Source organism: Leisingera sp., from assembly GCF_982940295.1.
This window is the reverse complement of the sequence record NZ_CEYXRG010000016.1, coordinates 17,121-33,005: the sequence shown is the minus strand read 5'-3', so window position 1 is coordinate 33,005 and position 15,885 is coordinate 17,121. Positions and strand designations below refer to the sequence as shown.

15 protein-coding genes are annotated in these 15,885 nt (G+C 64.1%); 6 read left to right on the top strand and 9 right to left on the bottom strand.

Features of this window, described 5'->3' with window-relative positions:
• Positions 1 to 116: 116 nt before the first annotated feature.
• Positions 117 to 653 (bottom strand): LuxR C-terminal-related transcriptional regulator, encoded by a 537-nt coding sequence (locus tag AC4HIX_RS14755; protein WP_490399504.1) that lies wholly within the window; start codon positions 651 to 653, stop codon positions 117 to 119.
• Between the two features lie 88 nt (positions 654 to 741).
• On the opposite strand from AC4HIX_RS14755, the gene AC4HIX_RS14750 reads away from it, so the two are divergent.
• Positions 742 to 2,238, top strand: a complete 1,497-nt coding sequence (locus AC4HIX_RS14750) for an AMP-binding protein (RefSeq protein WP_490399503.1) — start codon at positions 742 to 744, stop codon at positions 2,236 to 2,238.
• Positions 2,239 to 2,245: 7 nt separating this feature from the next.
• Here AC4HIX_RS14750 and AC4HIX_RS14745 read toward each other — a convergent pair whose 3' ends face one another.
• The 8 genes from AC4HIX_RS14745 to AC4HIX_RS14710 all read right to left on the bottom strand — a co-directional run bounded on the left by AC4HIX_RS14745 (position 2,246) and on the right by AC4HIX_RS14710 (position 9,169).
• Positions 2,246 to 2,797: a helix-turn-helix transcriptional regulator gene (locus AC4HIX_RS14745; RefSeq protein WP_475051428.1), complete on the bottom strand. Its 552-nt coding sequence runs from the start codon at positions 2,795 to 2,797 to the stop codon at positions 2,246 to 2,248.
• A 2-nt stretch (positions 2,798 to 2,799) separates the two neighbouring features.
• Entirely contained in the window at positions 2,800 to 3,336 is a 537-nt protein-coding gene (locus AC4HIX_RS14740; RefSeq protein WP_490399502.1) for a cytochrome b/b6 domain-containing protein, read from the bottom strand.
• 61 nt (positions 3,337 to 3,397) lie between these two features.
• Entirely contained in the window at positions 3,398 to 3,649 is a 252-nt protein-coding gene (locus tag AC4HIX_RS14735; RefSeq protein ID WP_490399501.1) for a PepSY domain-containing protein, read from the bottom strand.
• A gap of 278 nt (positions 3,650 to 3,927) precedes the next feature.
• Entirely contained in the window at positions 3,928 to 4,683 is a 756-nt protein-coding gene (locus AC4HIX_RS14730; protein WP_421056005.1) for an ABC transporter ATP-binding protein, read from the bottom strand.
• 12 nt (positions 4,684 to 4,695) lie between these two features.
• Positions 4,696 to 5,451: an ABC transporter ATP-binding protein gene (locus AC4HIX_RS14725; RefSeq protein ID WP_475051434.1), complete on the bottom strand. Its 756-nt coding sequence runs from the start codon at positions 5,449 to 5,451 to the stop codon at positions 4,696 to 4,698.
• Positions 5,452 to 5,463: 12 nt separating this feature from the next.
• Positions 5,464 to 6,666, bottom strand: coding sequence for a branched-chain amino acid ABC transporter permease (locus tag AC4HIX_RS14720; RefSeq protein WP_490399500.1), 1,203 nt, complete (start codon positions 6,664 to 6,666; stop codon positions 5,464 to 5,466).
• Positions 6,667 to 6,669: 3 nt separating this feature from the next.
• On the bottom strand, positions 6,670 to 7,692 hold the full coding sequence (locus AC4HIX_RS14715; RefSeq protein WP_475051437.1) for a branched-chain amino acid ABC transporter permease: 1,023 nt from the start codon (positions 7,690 to 7,692) through the stop codon (positions 6,670 to 6,672).
• Between the two features lie 130 nt (positions 7,693 to 7,822).
• Positions 7,823 to 9,169 carry a substrate-binding protein gene (locus AC4HIX_RS14710; protein ID WP_475051439.1) on the bottom strand — a complete coding sequence of 449 codons (1,347 nt, stop codon included), beginning with the start codon at positions 9,167 to 9,169 and terminating at the stop codon, positions 7,823 to 7,825.
• 231 nt (positions 9,170 to 9,400) lie between these two features.
• Between AC4HIX_RS14710 and AC4HIX_RS14705 the strand changes: the two genes are divergently transcribed.
• The 5 genes from AC4HIX_RS14705 to AC4HIX_RS14685 all read left to right on the top strand — a co-directional run bounded on the left by AC4HIX_RS14705 (position 9,401) and on the right by AC4HIX_RS14685 (position 15,583).
• On the top strand, positions 9,401 to 10,699 hold the full coding sequence (locus AC4HIX_RS14705) for a short-chain fatty acyl-CoA regulator family protein (protein ID WP_490399499.1): 1,299 nt from the start codon (positions 9,401 to 9,403) through the stop codon (positions 10,697 to 10,699).
• 92 nt (positions 10,700 to 10,791) lie between these two features.
• Positions 10,792 to 11,172 carry a response regulator transcription factor gene (locus AC4HIX_RS14700; protein WP_490399564.1) on the top strand — a complete coding sequence of 127 codons (381 nt, stop codon included), beginning with the start codon at positions 10,792 to 10,794 and terminating at the stop codon, positions 11,170 to 11,172.
• On the top strand, positions 11,169 to 11,513 hold the full coding sequence (locus AC4HIX_RS14695; protein ID WP_490399498.1) for a hypothetical protein: 345 nt from the start codon (positions 11,169 to 11,171) through the stop codon (positions 11,511 to 11,513). Before AC4HIX_RS14700 ends, AC4HIX_RS14695 begins: the two co-directional genes overlap by 4 nt.
• Positions 11,513 to 14,191, top strand: a complete 2,679-nt coding sequence (locus tag AC4HIX_RS14690; RefSeq protein ID WP_490399497.1) for an ATP-binding protein — start codon at positions 11,513 to 11,515, stop codon at positions 14,189 to 14,191. The genes AC4HIX_RS14695 and AC4HIX_RS14690 overlap by 1 nt, the downstream gene beginning before the upstream one ends.
• An 84-nt stretch (positions 14,192 to 14,275) precedes the next feature.
• Entirely contained in the window at positions 14,276 to 15,583 is a 1,308-nt protein-coding gene (locus AC4HIX_RS14685) for a FliM/FliN family flagellar motor switch protein (RefSeq protein WP_490399496.1), read from the top strand.
• The last annotated feature ends 302 nt before the right edge of the window (positions 15,584 to 15,885 follow it).

The following is a 15,885-nucleotide window of genomic DNA, read 5'->3' as shown; positions in this document are numbered from 1 at the left end:
GGCAGGAAATTAGCGCGCTTATAGGGCAAGGATTACCGCAAGGAAAGCGCTGTCGATGCTTGCCGTAACATGGAGGCGGATTGACGGATTTGCAATTGCCTGCCGCTTTTTGTGCCCTACAGCGGCATTCCGGTCAGTTTAGCCACCAGTTCCGGGAGCTTGCGGGCGCCGAATTTTTGCAGCAGGCGGGCGCGGTGGGTTTCCACCGTGCGGTAGGACAGATCCAGCTGCTTGCCGATTTCCTTGGCCGACAGCCCCTTGCAGGTGAGGATCGCCACTTCGCGCTCCCGCGGGGTGAGGGAGACCACCGGGCGGTCCTCGGAGATATCGGCAAAGGACCAGATGCCGGTCTGGAACGGCGCCCCTGGCGTGACCGAACGGCCGCGCACCCGGCACCAGAACAGCTCCCCGGCGCGGCGGCGCATGATGCGCTCGTCGCTGTAGCTGCCGCTTTGCGCTTCAGGCTGTTGCAGCAGGGCGCCGATGCGGTTGAAATCCTCCTGGCTGGGGTAGAGTCCGGCTACCAGCATCCCGGTATAGTCCGCGGGAGCGCCGCCGAAGGTGGCGGCAAACTGCAGATTGCACCGCGTGATGACGCGGCGTTCCAGCACGGCGAGGCCCACGGGGGCATGGTCAAAGGCAAGATCGCTCATATGGTATTCTTAGCCCGGTTATTCCGGTAAATTGAAGGGGTTGCCGTGACGCGCCTTGTGGCGGGCAATTGGGCACCGGGAGGAGCAGATGAACATAGCAGTGTGGCTGCAGCGGATGGCAGCGGCGGAGGGCGGGCGGCCTGCGCTGTTTCTGGGGCAGGAGCTGGTGGCGGATTATGCAGAGTTCCATGCGCGGGCGGCGTCGGTGGCGGGCTGGCTGCTGGCGCAGGGCGTCTCACCCGGCGACCGGGTCGGCATCTTCATGAAGAACTGCCCGGACTACCTGAGTGCGCTTTACGGTATCTGGTATGCCGGGGCGGCGGCTGTGCCGATCAATGCCAAGCTGCACGGCAAGGAGGCAGAGTTCATCCTGCAAAACTCAGGTGCAAAACTGGTGTTCACCTCTCCGGGGCTGACCGAGGCGGTCGCGGAAACCGGTGCCGCTGTGCGCTGCGTGGATATTGCCGGCGCTGAATACGCGGCAGCGTTGGATGCCGGACCGGTGGCGGAGCCTGCCTCGCGTCTGCCGGAGGACCTGGCCTGGCTGTTTTATACCTCGGGCACCACTGGGCGGCCCAAGGGGGTGATGATCACCCACCGGATTCTGACGGCCATGGCCATCGCCTATTTCGCCGATGTGGATCAGGTGAGCGCCGATGATCACGCGCTATATGCTGCGCCGATGAGTCATGGGGCGGGGATCTATGCGCTCCAGCATGTTCTGGCAGGCGCCCGCCATGTTTGTCCCGAGTCGGGCGCATTTGATGAAACTGAGATCTTCGGCCTCGCCGCTCATTTCGGGCGCGTCCACATGTTTGCAGCACCCACGATGGTCACAAGAATGACCTCGGAAGCCAAACGGCTGGGCCGCAAGGGGGAGGGGCTCCGGACCGTGGTCTATGCCGGCGGGCCGATGTATGCTGTTGATATCATCGAGGCGGTGGATCATTTCGGCCCCGTTTTTGTGCAGGTCTACGGACAGGGTGAATGCCCGATGGCCATCACCGCGCTGCCGCGCCATGACGTGCAGGACCGCACGCATCCGCGCTGGCGCGAGCGGCTGGCCAGCGTCGGCAGGGCGCAAAGCGTGGTGGAGGTTCGGATCGGCACACCGGAGGGGGAGTTCCTGCCCGCAGGCAGCCACGGCGAAATCATGGTGCGCGGGGATGCTGTGATGCCGGGCTATTGGCAGAACCCGGAGGCGACAGAGAAAACACTGGTCAACGGCTGGCTTATGACCGGCGATATGGGGGTGCTGGACGAAGACGGCTACCTTACGCTGCAGGACCGGTCCAAGGACATGATCATCACTGGCGGTTCCAATGTCTATCCGCGCGAGGTGGAGGAGGTGCTGCTGATGCACCCGCAGGTGCGCGAGGTCTCGGTGGTGGGGCGGCCTCATGCAGACTGGGGCGAGGAAGTGGTGGCCTTTGTCGTTGGGGATGCGCCTGATGCGGAACTGGATGAACTATGCAACAGCCGGATCGCGCGGTTCAAACGGCCCAAGGCGTATTTGCGGATTGAGGCGTTGCCCAAGAATAATTACGGCAAGGTGCTGAAGACGGAACTGCGGAAGCTGGTCTGACCTTGGATCAGGCCGGCCGGGCAGCGGCGGTGCCTTCGCCGCGGCCGGTCTGGCGCTGGCCCATCATGGTGTCGATCAGCAGGCTCATCAGCTCGGCCCGGTTGGCGGTGCCGGACTTGCGGTATATCGCATTAAGCTGCGCTTTGACGGTGCCTTCGGCACTGCCGCGCATGGCGGCGATTTCGGCGGTGCTGAGGCCCTTGACCAGGAACGTCGCAACATCCAGCTCGGCAGGCGTCAGTTTCCAGGTGGCGAACTCCGTGTCGATCACCTCCTGAATCGCGGCTTGTGCCGAACTCAGGCTTTCCTCCAGATGCGCTTTGCGCCGCAGCAGCCACATCAGAATGCGGGTTTCGATCACGATGGCTGCGGTCAGCGCCAGCGCGGCAAGCCCTTCGATATAGGTATGGCTGCGTTCGCCGTCGTCGGTCTCGCCTGCCTCGAGTCCGCTGAGATCCGCAATCACATCGCCAAGGAACACCGCCGCGCAGAGGGCCTGCACGGCGATGACGGCAATCAGGATCCAGGGTTTGGCCGGGTCTTGCCGGTTCTGGCGCATTGTCAGGTCTCCGCTGAGGTGCCGGGCATCTCCTTGTAGCCAGTGACCATCGCACGCGCCAGATTGACTTTGGTCCGGCGGCTTTCGAACAGCATCGCTGCCACATGCAGAACGATGGAGATTTCGGCCCAGGAGACCAGCATTTCGTGCAGCTCTTCCGGCCATTCGACGCCCCAGAATGGGGTGGTCGTCATCAGATAGCCGGTGAAGGCGATGGCGCTGATCGTCAGCAGCAGGTTGTAGATCATCAGCGCGCCCAGCGGAGAGTGGCCGGGATGCCGCCGGATCCGCCCCGTGGCGATATCGCTGAGCTGGCCGGCCGCAGCACCGGCATCAGGCGGAAAGCTGGAGAACCGCGCATAGCGGCTGCCGATCACCCCCCAGATCACCCGGATGCCGATCAGCGCGGCAATGGCGTAGCCGATGTAAAGATGAAGATCGCCCTCCGGATCGGTGAACAGCGCATTGGCGGCAAAGCCCGCGGCCAGCGACCAGTGAAACAGCCGGACCACAGGGTCCCAGACGTATGTGCGGCGCATTTCAGCCCTCCTATCAAAGCGGGCGCCGGGAGTTGGCGCCCGGTGTGCTGGTCTGTAGGGCTCAGTCGTTTTCTTCGATCTTCACCACCTCAAGCTTGCCGTTCAGGTAGACCTCGTATTTCTTGCCGTCCTTCAGGGCGTAGGCTTCGTACTGGCCGTCTTCGCTTTCGATCTTGCGCACGTCATAGCCCTGCGCGGTCAGCAGATCGCGGATCTTGGCCTGGGTTTCGGCGCTGGGTGTACCGTCGGAAGCAAATGCCGCCGCGGCGGGCAGGGCGAGGGCAAGGGCGAGGAGTTTCAGCGAGTGGCGCATGGGGTGTCCTTTCTGTGTCCTGTCAGGTGCCGTGCCGGAGTGGCGCGGGCTGTGGCAGAGACATCGCGTCCGGAGCGGCTGCGAAGAATAGGCGCCAAGTTGGAAGGGTGCAGAAACCGGGGCCGTATAACCGGGGTTTATTGCGGCAAAAACTGATGTTTACGGCTTAGGCGCAGCAGTTTGCAAAAAAGGCCGGCTCAGGGGAGAGCCGGCCTCAGTCTGCCAATGCCGGCACGCGGGTGGCCGGCAAGACGGAGATGTATGGCTTGGCGCGCGCCTCAGATCGCCAGGTATTCGGCGCGCAGCTCTTCGTTGGCCAGGACCTCGGCGGCGGTGCCGTCAAAGACGATGCCGCCGGTATCGAGGATCACTGCACGGTCCGCCAGTTCCAGGGCGCGGACTGCGTTCTGCTCGACAATGATGGTTGTCATGCCCTGTTCCTTGATGTGGATGAGGGTCTTTTCGATTTCGTCGACGATTACCGGCGCCAGGCCCTCGTAGGGTTCATCCAGCAAGAGCACCTTGATGTCGCGGGCCAGCGCCCGGGCAATCGCCAGCATCTGCTGCTCACCGCCTGACAGGGTCACGCCCTCCTGCTTGCGGCGTTCGCCAAGGCGCGGGAACAGGTCATAGAGGCGCTCCAGCGACCAGCCGATGGGCGGCGCGATCTGCGCCAGCTGCAGGTTTTCCTCGACCGTCAGGCCGGGAATGATGCGGCGGTCTTCGGGCACCAGGCCCAGTCCCTCGGCGGCGGCCTCATACGACGTCATCTTGTGCAGCGGCTTGTGGTCCAGCCAGATCTCGCCGCGGGTCACCATCGGGGAGCCGGTGCGCGCGATCGAACGCAGGGTCGAGGTCTTGCCCGCGCCGTTGCGTCCCAGCAGCGCCAGGATCTCGCCCTCGTGGACGTTGAAGTTGATGCCCTGCACGATGTAGCTCTCGCCGTAGTAGGCGTGCACATCCCAGACCGACAGGAAGGCCGGGGCGGTGGATGCCACATTGGCGTTCTTGGAGAAATCGGGTTTCACATTCATGGTGTTTCTCCTTTACGCGCTCTCGCCCAGGTAGGCTTCACGCACCTTCGGGTTGCCGCGGATGTTTTGCGGATCGTCCTCGACCAGCGGCGTGCCCTGGGCCAGAACCGTGATCCGGTTGGCGAGGCTGAACACCACATGCATGTCGTGTTCGATGATGGCGATGGTGATGTCACGCTCGTCGCTGATCTGTTTCAGCAGGTCGATGGTGTTGTTGGTATCGGCTCGCGCCATGCCCGCGGTCGGCTCGTCCAGCAGCAGCAGCCGCGGCTCCTGGCTGAGGCACATGCCGATCTCCAGCCGCCGCTTGTCGCCGCGGGACATGGCGGCGGCGTGCATGTGCCGCTTGTCTGCCATGTTCATCTCTTCCAGCATGTGCTCGGCCTTTTCCAGAATGTCCTTCTGCCGCAGCACCGCGGACAGTGCGTTCAGCTCGAACGCGCCGTCCCGCTTGGCGAAGCAGGGGATCATCATGTTTTCCAGCACCGTCAGGTCGCCGAAGATCTCAGGCGTCTGGAACACGCGGCTGATGCCCATCTGGTTGATTTCATACGGCGCGCGGCCCAGCACCGACTGGCCGTCGAACATGACGGATCCGGTGTCGGGGATCAGCTTGCCCACCAGGCAGTTGAGCAGGGTGGACTTGCCTGCACCGTTCGGCCCGATGATCGCATGGACCGAGTTTTCCTGGACGCTGAGGTTCACATCGGACAGCGCCTGCAGGCCGCCGAACCGTTTCCCCACGTCTTTGACTTCAAGGATACCCATTGTTCTGTCTCCTTATTCCGCGGGGTTGGTTTCGCCAGAGGCGTTGCTGTCTTTGGCCTTGCGGCGGCTGAGCCAGCCCTTGATCCGCTGGCCGCCTTCGACCAGGCCGCCGGGCAGGAAGATCACCACCAGCATGAACAGGATGCCGAGGGTCAGGTGCCAGCCCTTGCCGATGAAGGGGTGGATCAGGAACACCACCGCGTCCTCCATTCCGTCCGGCAGGAAGCTGAACCAGGTGTGCAGGACGTTGTCGTTGATCTTGGAGAAGATGTTCTCGAAGTACTTGATGAAGCCTGCGCCCAGAACCGGACCGATCAGCGTGCCGGCACCGCCCAGGATGGTCATCAGCACCACCTCGCCGGAGGCGGTCCACTGCATCCGCTCAGCGCCTGCCAGCGGGTCCATCGAGGCCATCAGCCCGCCTGCAAGACCCGCGTACATGCCGGAGATCACAAAGGCCGCCAGGGTGTAGGGCCGGGTGTTGAGGCCGGTGTAGTTCATCCGCTGTTGGTTCGACTTCACTGCCCGCAGCATCATGCCGAAGGGCGAGCGGAAGATGCGGATCGCCAGGTAGAAGGCGGCCAGCATGACAAGCGCGCAGAGGTAGTAGCCAGCGTTGAACTGGAAGGCCCAGGGACCCACGGCGAGTTCAAAGGTGGAGCGCATCTCCAGCCCGAACAGGTTGGTCACGGGGATCGAGCCGTCGGCGGTGGCGGAGACGCCCAGGATACGGGGGTCTTCCAGCGTCAGCTGCAGGCCGGTTTCGCCGTTGGTGATCGGGGTCAGCACCGAATAGGCGAGGTTGAAGGACATCTGCGCAAAGGCCAGCGTCAGGATCGAGAAGTAAATGCCCGAGCGGCGCAGGCTGATGAAGCCGATGAGCAGCGCAAACAGGCCCGCGACGATCACCGACAGAACGATGGCCGGGATCACGTTCATGCCGATGAGCTTGAACATCCAGACGGCGGAGTAGGAGCCGACGCCGAGGAAGGCCGCATGGCCGAACGACAGGTAGCCGGTGAGGCCGAACAGGATGTTGAAGCCGATAGCGAAGATCCCGAAAATCACGAAGCGCTGCATCAGGTCCGGATAGCCCGCGTTGAACTGCGCCATGGCGCTGCCGGCCGGGAAGGGGTTCAGGATGAAGGGTGCAAACAGCGTCAGGATGGCGACGATGATCAGCAGGGAAGTGTCTCTTTTGTCCAGTCCGAACATGTCTTAGTCCTCCATCACGCCTTTGCGGCCCATCAGGCCCCGCGGGCGGGTCAGCAGAATGATGATTGCGACCACATAGATGATGATCTGGTCGATGCCGGGGATCAGCGACTTGATCTCGTTCATCGAGGCAAAGCTCTCCAGAATGCCCAGCAGGAAGCCCGCCAGCACCGCGCCGGGCAGGGAGCCCATGCCGCCGACAACCACCACCACGAAGCTGAGGACCAGGAAGTCCATGCCCATGTGGTAATTAGGCGAATTGATCGGCGTGTACATGACACCGGCCAGGCCGGCGACGGCGGCGGCGATTCCGAACATAATGGTGAAGCGGCGGTCGATGTTGATGCCCAGAAGGCCCACTGTCTCGCGGTCGGCCATGCCCGCGCGCACCACCATGCCGAAGGTGGTGAATTGCAGGAAGCTGAAGATGCCGCCGATGATCAGCACGGCAAAGAAGAAATAGACCACGCGCCAGACAGGATAGATGATGTCCATGCCGATCACGGCACCCAGGTTCACCACGCCGTTCAGCGCGTCCGGCGCCGGGGTCTGGATCGGGTTGGCGCCGTAGAAATACTTGACCACTTCCTGCAGCACGATGGCGAGACCGAAGGTCACCAGGATCTGGTCGGCGTGGGGGCGCTTGTAGAAATGCTTGATCAGCCCGCGCTCCATCACATAGCCGACGCCGATCATGATCGGGATGGCAAAGAGGATCGCCAGCGGCACCGCCCAGTCGATGATGGCACCGCCGAACTCGGGGCCGAACCAGGCCTCGACATAGGGGGTCTTCACCTTGAGCGGGTTGCCGAGGAAGTCGGTCTGGGTCTCGTCGACCACCTCATAGCTGAGGTTCAGAATGCGTTGCAGGGTAACGGCGCAGAAGGCGCCGATCATGAACAGGGCCCCATGGGCAAAGTTCACCACGCCCAGCGTGCCGAAGATAAGTGTCAATCCCAGCGCGATCAGCGCATAGGCCGAGCCCTTGTCGAGCCCGTTCAGGATTTGCAGGAGAATGGCGTCCATGGGTCCCACCGTGCGTCAGGTTCGGGATGGCCCGTCCGGCGGGGGAGCGGACGGGCCGGTTGGGGCAGCCGGATTCCGGTACGGAATCCGGCACGGAATTTTTTCAAAATTCCGGCGCCCTGTGGCTGGCTTATGCGCCCGGGTTGCAGGCGCCCAGGTTGCCGCCAGCGAACATCGGGTGATCCGGTGCGTATTCCACCTGTGCCCGCGGGGTGACTTCGACCACTTCCAGAAGGTCGAATTCAGAGGTCGGGTTCTCTTTCCCGCGCACCACCAGAACATCCTTGAAGCACTGGTGGTCTTCGGCACGGTAGAGCGTTGGGCCGTTGCCCAGGCCGTCGAACTCATAGCCTTCCAGCGCTTCCACAACGGCGCAGGGGTTGAAGCTGCCTGCGCGCTCGACCGCATCCGCGTAAAGCAGGGTCTGCACATAGCAGGTGTGCGCGGCCTGGCTCGGCGGGAAGCCGTATTTGGTGCCGAAGGACTTCACGAAGGCCTTGGAACCCTCGTCCTGCAGCGTCCAGTGCCAGTTGGTGGAGCCATGGATGCCCTTCACGTTGGCACCGGCGCCTTTGGCCATCAGACGGGAGTAGAGCGGCACGACAATCTCGAAGTTCTTGCCGTTCACCACCTTTTCGCGCAGGCCGAACTGCACCGCGTTGGTCAGCGAGTTCACCATGTTGCCGCCATAGTGGTTCAGCACCAGCACGTCGGCGCCCGAGTTCAGCACCGGAGCGATGTAGGAGGAGAAGTCGGTGGCGGCCAGCGGTGTGCGGACCTTGTTCACGGTCTGCCAGCCCAGCGCCTCGGTGGCGGCGGCGATCGATTCCTCCTGGGTCCAGCCCCAAGTGTAGTCGGCTGTCAGGTGATAGGCGATACGGTCGGTGCCATAGAGGTTCTTGAGCACCGGCGCCAGCGCTGCACCCGACATGTAGCCGTTGAAGAAATGGCGGAAGCCGTTGGCCTTCTTGTCCTTGCCGGTCGTGTCGTTGGAGTGGGTGAGGCCCGCCATGAAGATCACGCCTGCCTCTTGGCAGAGGCCCTGCACGGCGATTGCCACACCGGAGGAGGAGCCGCCGGTGATCATCACCGCACCGTCCTTCTCGATCATCGACTTGGCGGAGGCGCGGGCGGCGTCGGATTTGGTCTGGGTGTCGCCGGTGACGTATTCCACCTTCTTGCCCAGAATGCCGCTGCCCTGCAGCGCCTTGGAGCTGAAGGTGTTCATCATGCCGCCGTCGCCGCCGCCGTTCAGATGCTCGACCGCCAGCTCATAGGCGCGCAGCTCGTCTGCGCCTTCGTCGGCATAGGGGCCGGTCTGCGGCACGTTAAAGCCCAGGGTGACGGTGCCGCCGGTCGGCTCATTGGTGAAAGCGGCGGCGGAAGAGGCGGTAAAGATCGTCGGCAGTGCCACACCGGCGCCTGCGAGTGCGCCGGTCCTCAGGACACCACGACGCGAAACGTCAAATTTAGACATGTATTCCTCCCTAATATGATTGGTGCCTTGCAGCTCCTCACTTCTGCGCGGTACCAGCACTGTTCGTGCAAAATCAGTATGAGAGCGTCATGTAAACCCAAGCAATAAAACCCTTTTGCAGCTTGAAAATTCTGTAAATAAATGAACAATATTCCGCGGCATACTGTAAACAAAGTTATATTGCGTTGCAGAAAGCCCTTGAATTGGAAGTGTTTTGGGAGGCCCGCCTGAATGGCACGCGATACCCTCACTGGCAGCCGGATCCGCGAGCGCAGGCTCATCCTTGGATTGCGCCAGGCCGAATTGGCGCGGGAGGCAGGGATTTCAGCCTCTTATCTCAACCTGATTGAGCACAACCGGCGCAGAATCGGCGGCAAGCTTCTGGTCGGCATTGCCGGGGTTTTGGGGGTCGAGCCCTCGATGCTGAGCGAGGGGGCGGAGGCGGCGCTGATCTCCACCCTGCGGGAGGCGGCAGCAGACAGCGGCGTGCCGGTGGCGGAGCTGGACCGGGTGGACGAATTTGCAGGCCGCTTTCCCGGCTGGGCCGAGGTGCTGGCCTCCGGCCACCGCCGTATCGCCACGCTGGAGCGGACGGTGGAAACCCTGTCGGACCGGCTGACCCATGACCCCAATCTGGCGGCCTCGGTGCATGAGGTGCTGTCGACCGCCGCCGCGATCCGCTCCACCGCGTCGATCCTGGCGGAAACCGGTGAGCTGGAGCCGGAATGGCGCGACCGCTTTCATAAAAACCTCAACGAGGATTCGCTGCGGCTGTCGGAAAGCAGCCGGGCGCTGGTGAGTTTTCTGGATGAGGGGGATACCGGCGAGGACCGCCGTGGCATGCCGCAGGAGGAGGCCGAAGCCTTCCTGCAGGCCAGCCGTTTCCACTTCCCGGCACTGGAGGAGGACGCTGCTGCACCGGAGGATCTGGTGCGGGACGCTCCCGAGCTGGTAAGCGAAGCCGCCCGCAGCCTGGCCCGCGCTGCGCTGGAGCAATACCAGGCAGATGCCCGCGCCATGCCGCTGCCGGCACTGTCGCGCCAGATACGCTCGGGCGGGCTCGACCCGGTGGCGCTGGCGCGGCAGTTCGGTTGCAGCCTGCCAGTGGTGCTGCGGCGTCTGGCCGCGCTGCCGGAGGAGGTGCTGGGGCGGGAAGCCGGGCTGGTGATCTGCGATGCCTCCGGCACGCTGTTGTTCCGCAAGCCGGTCACTGGCTTTGCCATGCCGCGCTTCGGGGCGTCCTGTCCGCTGTGGCCGCTTTATACTGCGCTGGTGCGCCCGCATGTGCCGGTGCGGCGCAGCGTGGTGCAGCAGGGGCGCAATGCGGCGGCCTTTGATTGCATGGCGGTCGCCTGGCCACTGGAGATACCGGATTTCGGGGCTGACCCGCTGTACCGGGCGGTGATGCTTATTCTGCCCGGCGGCCAGGAGGCACAGGACCCGCAGCCGGTGGGCGCCAGCTGCCGGGTCTGCCCGCGTCAGGGCTGTCCGGCCCGGCGCGAGCCGTCGATCCTGAAGGAAGAGTTTTGACAGCCGTATGGCCGCGGGGCTAACCTGCGCAAAAAGGAATGCGTACCCGCACCGGCTTGTCCGGCAGGGCGCGCCGGGAGGAAATTCTGCTGATGGGCAGGCATGTTGTACTGATCGAAGATGAGCCGAATATCACCGAGGCCATCCGGTTTCTGCTGACCCGGGACGGGTGGAGCGTGGATGCGCACACTGATGGCGCCACCGCTGTCGAGGTGATCCGGGATGCCGATCCCGACTTGGTGATTCTCGATCTGATGCTGCCGGGCAAGAGCGGGCTGGAGATTGTCCGCGAACTGCGCGCCGAGAGCGCCATGCAGACGCTGCCGGTGCTGATGCTGACCGCCCGCGGCCAGATGCGCGACCGCGAGATGGCGGAGAAAGCGGGCGTCACCCGTTTCATGACCAAACCCTTTTCCAATGCCGAGGTGCTGACCGCAGTGCGGGACCTGCACGCCCAGGCCGGGCAGGGATGACCCGGGAGGGCGGCGCCAAAGAGCAAACGGGCACCCGCGCGGAGCGCCAGACTTACCGCCGCCGCCGCCTGATGGATATCGCCCGGCTGCTGCCGGTGCTGGGGGCGCTGCTGCTGGCGCTGCCGCTGTTGTGGCCTGAGGCGTCCACCCATCCGGCGGCCCGGGACGGGGTCAGCATGTCTTCGGCCGTTATCTATGTGTTTTCGGTTTGGATCGGGCTAATCGGCGCTTGTTTCGTCTTCAGCATGGCGGTGCAGCGATGGGCCGATCACTGGACCGGCGGAGGGCCGGACGGGGCAGGGCTGCCCGGTGACCGGCCGGATCACGGGGAGGACGGCTGATGGCCTCCCTCAACGTGCTGGCCTTTGTCTGCCTTGCCTATGTGGCGTTTTTGTTCTTCATCGCCTTCTGGGCCGACCGGATGGCCTCCCGCGGCCGCAGTGCGGCCTGGATGCGCTCGCCGCTGATCTACACGCTGTCACTGTCGGTCTATTGCACCGCCTGGACTTTTTACGGCGCGGTCGGCTACGCAGCGCGCTCCGGGCTGGAGTTCGTGACCATCTACCTCGGCCCTTCGCTGGTCATGATCGGCTGGTGGTGGGGCCTGCGCAAGCTGGTGCGGATCGGGCGCAGCCAGCGGATCACCTCCATCGCCGACCTCATATCCTCGCGCTATGGCAAGTCGAACCTGCTGGCCACCGGGGTGACTATCCTCGCGGTGATTGGTGTAACGCCCTATATCTCGCTGCAGCTGCAGTCGGTGACCCTGTCCTTTGCCATCTTCGCCGAGGCCGATCCCATACGCGGCTATAACGAGACCTCGACCGTGTTCTGGGTGGCCGCCGGGCTGGCGGTGTTCGCAATCCTGTTCGGCACCCGCAACCTCAACGCCAATGAGCGCCACCACGGGGTGGTGACCGCCATTGCGCTGGAAGCCATCGTCAAACTGGCCGCACTGCTGGCAGTGGGGGTGTTTGTGGTCTGGGGTGTGGCGGGCGGTGTCGGCGAGACGCTGGAGCGTATCGACGCGTCGCAGATCGGCCAGTGGAACGTCGACGGCAGCCGCTGGGCCACCATCACCTTCCTGGCCGCTGCCGCCTTTGTCTGCCTGCCGCGGATGTTCCAGGTGATGGTGGTGGAGAATGAGGACGAGCGCCACCTGCGCATCGCCTCCTGGGCGTTCCCGCTCTATCTGCTGCTGATCTCCATGTTCGTGGTGCCGATCGCCGTTGTCGGACTGGAACTGCTGCCCGCGGGTGCCAACCCGGACATGTTCGTGCTGACGGTGCCCCTGCAGCAGGGGCAGCAGGGGCTGGCTGTGCTGTCTTTCCTCGGCGGCTTTTCCTCCGCGACGTCGATGGTGATCGTGGCGGCGATGGCGCTGTCGACGATGGTGTCGAACCATATCGTGATGCCGGTCTGGCTGCGGCTGCAAAGCCGCCAGGCCTCGGTTTCCGGCGATGTGCGCGACGTGGTGCTGTTCTCCCGCCGGGTGTCGATCGCCGTGATCATGGCGCTCGGGTATTTCTACTATCACCTTTCGGGCGGCGCTGCGGCGCTGGCGGCCATCGGCCTGATCTCCTTTGCCGGTGTGGCGCAGATCCTGCCGGCGCTGGTTGGCGGGCTGTTCTGGCGCGGCGCCACCCGCAGCGGTGCCTTGGCCGGTCTCACCGTGGGATTTGCCATCTGGCTCTATACCATGCTGCTGCCCGCACTGGGCGGCGGGCTGCTGCCGGAACACATACTGCGCGAAGGGCTTTTCGGCCTCAGCTGGCTGCGGCCCGAAGCGCTGTTCGGGATCGAGGGAATGGACCCGACGGTGCATGCGGTAATGTGGTCGATGAGCCTCAATGCCACGGCCTTCTGCCTGGTCTCGCTGATGAGCTTCCCCAGCCCGCTGGAGCGGCTGCAGGGCGCGCAATTCGTCAATGTCTTTGACCATTCCGCGGGCCCGCGCGGCTGGACCGGTTCGGTTGCGCAATCCGAGGACTTGATGATCATGTCGCAGCGGATCCTCGGGGCCTCCGAGGCGCAGGCCTTCTTCCAGCGGGAACGTTTGCGTCAGGGCGGCCGCGGCCCGCTGCCGGAGCCGACGCCTGCCTTCCTGGAGCGGCTGGAGCGCGAGCTCAGCGCCTCTATCGGGGCGGCGGCGGCGCACGCGATGATCGGCCAGATCGTCGGCGGCTCGTCCGTCTCGGTGCAGGATCTGCTGGCAGTGGCGGATGAGACGGCGCAGATGCTGGAATACTCCAGCCGCCTTGAGGCGCAATCTGCGGAGCTGTCGGCAACGGCTCGCAAGTTGCGGGAAACAAACGAGAAACTTACGCAGATTTCAGAGCAGAAAGACGCGTTCCTCAGCCAGGTGAGCCATGAGCTGCGCACGCCGATGACGTCGATCCGGGCGTTCTCTGAGATCCTGCGCGATGACGCCCAGCTCAGCCCGCATGAACAGCGCCACTATGCCGGCATCATCCATGACGAGACGCTGCGGCTGACCCGGCTGCTCAACGACCTTCTGGACCTCAGCGTGCTGGAGAACGGCCAGGTGAGCCTCAACATGACGGCAGGCACCCTGACGGAAGTGCTGGACCACGCGGTCGCCGCTGCTCTGGCGGGGTCAGACAGGCCGCTCAAGGTGACCCGCAGCCCCGAGGCAGAGGCATACCGCATCTCCTCAGACCTCGACCGGCTGGCGCAGGTGTTCATCAACCTGATCGCCAACGCTCAGAAATACTGCGACGCGGACGACCCGGAGCTGACCATCTCCACCACCGCCGCCGGCGGGCGGTTGCATATTGATTTCACGGACAATGGCAGCGGCGTGCCTGCGGATTTCCAGCAGATGATTTTCGAGAAATTCTCCCGCGTCAGCCCTGAACGCGCGGGCGGGGCCGGGCTGGGTCTGGCGATCTGCCGCGAGGTCATGCAGCGGCTTGGCGGCGATATCCGCTATCTGCCTGGGCGCAGCGGCGGCGCTTTCCGGGTTTCCTTACCCGCCGCGGGCGAAAAGGCGGCGTAACCTGCGCGGGAATACAGAAGTTGTTAACCTCCTTTCGGGTAAAACCAAGGAAACGGGACGCGTATGGGGCAGGTTAAACAGCCTATGTCTGAGACAGAAGCAGCACAGGCGGGCAGCGGTAAGCAAAGTGTGCTTGCACGCAAGCTGGCAGCAACCAAGGAAGGCGCCGGGGCGATCAACAGCTCCCTGACGCTGAAGGCGTTGCGCCGTTCTGTCGCGCGCGCGGCTGCGGATCTGTGCGAGCTGCCGATGGCGGTGCTGGCGGCCCGCCAGTGCAATCGCATCCCTGAGGATCTTGCCCAAAACCTGTCCGACAAGGATCTTCTGGTGGTGCTGGATTGCCCGAACGGGCGGATCGGTGCGGCCAGCATGGACGCGGCCACCGTGACCGCGCTGATCCAGCAGCAGACCATTGGCGCGGTGATCGGCAAGGCGCCGGCTGAACGCGTCTATACCCCCACCGATGCTGCCATGACCGCCGAATTTCTGGAACGCACCTTTGCCAAGGTCATGTCGATGCTGGACGGCCACGCGGATCAGGCCATCTTCTCCGGATACCGCTTTGGCGCACAGGTTGACAACGTGCGCAGCCTGGTGCTGGGGCTGGAGGCTGAGGATTACCGGGTGATCGAATTGAACCTGGATCTTGCCTGCGGCGCCATGCAGGGCGTGATGAAGCTGATCTTGCCGGAACCCACCGCTGAGGAACTGCAGGACGGTCAGGGCGGCGGCTCCCAGGGGCCGTCACTGGGCCGTAACCTCGATTCAATCCGCGCTGAGCTGACGGCGGTTCTGTGCAAGATGCGCGTGCCGCTGCGCGACTTTGCCGGGTTGAAGGTTGGCGACACGCTGCCGCTGGATCAAGCCTACCTTTATGAAACCGATTTGCTGACCATCGGCGGCAAGCCTGTTGCGCAGGGGCGGCTGGGGCAGATGAACGGGGCCCGTGCGGTCCGTCTGAACCAGCCCAGAACCACGCTGGTCAGCGATGCCGGCGCGGACGATATGGCCTTCTCCGACGGCGCTGGCATGGAAGCGATGCCGGATGGCCCGCCGGCGCTCGGCATGGGCATCGCCGACCAGGGGCTGCAGGACCCGATGGAAGATAACGGACTGCCCGCGCTGGAGGCAGCCCCGGCGCTGGATGGCGGCGGAATGAGCGGCGGTATGGGGGCAATGGATGCCGGCTTGGATGGCTTGGACCTGTCCGGCCTCGACGGCGATGGCGGGCTGGGCATGGATGGCCTGGACGGCGGCTTGCCGGACCTTCCCGACCTGCCGGATCTGCCTGACTTGCCTGCCGCCGACCTCGGCGATTTCGAGTCGGGCGATGCGGCAGCAGAAATCTCGCAGCTGGCCGGCCTGGACAGCGCGCTGACGGAAAACGGCTGATTGAAACAGCTGGAACTGCCTGGTCGCGGCCTTGCTCAGGCGAATGGCCCGCAGCCCTATACGCCAGACCAGTAAAAGTCCTGGATACGGTCCCCCGCACCGGCCGGCAGCCCGGAAGCGGTTGAGGCATGGCGCGCCCGAAGCGATGCCAGACGTTCAGTCCCTTCCTCTAAACGATCGCGGCGCCTTCCGCCCGCACCCATCAGCGCTGACAGGAGGCGCCCCTTTCATTGCCGCTCGGTGCGCGGTGTCCACTTTGGGTCAAAGAGCTGAGTGCTTGGAAGCGCCTGCCATGCTGGGGC